Below are 748 nucleotides of genomic sequence, written 5' to 3'. Positions count from 1 at the left end.
GTGCAAAACCTGATTTAACAGTTACTTGGTCGCCCACAGAACCTAAGTGAGCAACTTTATCTAATAAAATAACTTGCATTGTACTCGACCTCTCTATTACTGATGGTTGTCAGTGTATGGAAGTAACGCTAAGTAACGAGCGCGTTTGATTGCGCGAGCTAATTGACGTTGATACTTCGCACGAGTACCAGTGATACGGCTAGGAACAATCTTGCCGCTTTCAGAAATGTAGTTCTTTAATGTAGCGATATCTTTGTAATCGATCTCAACAACATTTTCCGCTGTGAAACGGCAGAACTTACGACGACGGAAATAACGTGCCATTTGGCTTCTCCTGATCTATAAATTCAATATGTTCGGCATGAACGACTAATTGGCTTAAACCGTTATAGTCTTTGTGAGTGTGGATAAATCCGTAAACTCTAATTTTATCGCCGAGCTTTATTTGTTGGGTTATTAAACTAAATTGATTGCCATTTAAAATCACTTGGATTTTACACCACGCTTGACGCTCTAAATTTACTTCGGTTTGAATTGAACGATGTTCAAGCCAAAAACGGTAATTCGGAACCCCTAACGGGTTTTGGCTTTGCTTAACCGTTGAAGCGACCGAGCCGCTCAGAATTAAGCAATTATCAATCGGCGAATTACTCGCCAGCTTCCTCTGATTCAACTTCAGCTACCGCTTCAGCAACTTTGCTTTCTTTCGCTTTCACCATTGGTGACGCTTCAGTTACTGCCGCTTTAG

General features: G+C 41.3%; 2 protein-coding genes and 1 pseudogene. All 3 read right to left on the bottom strand.

The window, feature by feature from the left end; genetic code table 11:
* Positions 1–79: pseudogene (gene rplI, locus DPQ23_RS16225) on the bottom strand (50S ribosomal protein L9); the annotation flags it as partial.
* A 17-nt stretch (positions 80–96) separates the two neighbouring features.
* On the bottom strand, positions 97–324 hold the full coding sequence (gene rpsR, locus DPQ23_RS15215) for a 30S ribosomal protein S18 (RefSeq protein WP_005598105.1): 228 nt from the start codon (positions 322–324) through the stop codon (positions 97–99).
* Complete coding sequence (priB, locus tag DPQ23_RS15210) at positions 299–673, bottom strand: primosomal replication protein N (RefSeq protein ID WP_005598106.1); 375 nt, start codon at positions 671–673, stop codon at positions 299–301. The genes rpsR and priB overlap by 26 nt, the downstream gene beginning before the upstream one ends.
* Positions 674–748 lie beyond the last annotated feature (75 nt).

This window comes from Paracoccus endophyticus (assembly GCF_003286075.1).
GTDB classification, from domain to species: Bacteria; Pseudomonadota; Alphaproteobacteria; order Rhodobacterales; family Rhodobacteraceae; genus Paracoccus; species Paracoccus endophyticus.
The sequence above is the reverse complement of the archived record's forward strand: the minus strand, read 5'-3'. Positions and strand labels throughout refer to the sequence as shown.